Source organism: Kitasatospora sp. NPDC056531, assembly GCF_042794375.1.
GTDB lineage: Bacteria > Actinomycetota > Actinomycetes > Streptomycetales > Streptomycetaceae > Kitasatospora.
This window is the reverse complement of the sequence record NZ_JBHTTU010000184.1, coordinates 5677-6272: the sequence shown is the minus strand read 5'-3', so window position 1 is coordinate 6272 and position 596 is coordinate 5677. Positions and strand designations below refer to the sequence as shown.

The following is a 596-nucleotide window of genomic DNA, read 5'->3' as shown; positions in this document are numbered from 1 at the left end:
GCCCGCATCGAGACCGAGACCGAGACCCCGAGGAGCGCGGCATGAGCACCGTTGTGACCTCCCAGCCGGCCACGCCCGCCGAGCTGCGCCCCGCCCGTCCTGCCTACAAGGTGACCGCGGTGCGCGTGCTGCGCTCCGAGTGGGCCAAGCTGTGGTCGCTGCGCTCGACCTGGATCACCGCCGGTCTGGCGCTGCTCTTCCTGGTCGCCTTCGGCCTGATCGCCGCCTACCAGTTCAAGTCGCGGATCACCTCGGGCCGCCCGATGGACCGGGACTTCGCCAGCGCGAGCGCACTGAGCCTCTCGCTGTTCGGCACCAACTTCGCCCAGCTGGCGCTCGGTGTCCTCGGCGTGCTGGTCGCGGCCGGCGAGTACTCGACCGGCATGATCCGCTCCACCCTGGCCGCCGTGCCGCGCCGCCTGCCGGTGCTGTGGTCCAAGGCCACGGTGTACGGCCTGATCGCGCTGGTCCTGGGCACCGTCGGGGTGTTCGTCGCCTTCCTCGCCGACAGCGGCATCCTCTCCGGCACCCGGGCGGCGATGACCATCTCCGACGCCGGGGTCGTGCGCGGCCTGCTCGGCGCCGGGCTCTACCTG

The 596-nt window shown here is 72.3% G+C and carries 1 pseudogene; it reads left to right on the top strand.

Going from position 1 to position 596, the window contains the following annotated elements:
- Positions 1-41: 41 nt before the first annotated feature.
- Positions 42-596 (top strand): annotated as a pseudogene (locus ACFQ87_RS43635) (ABC transporter permease); the annotation flags it as partial.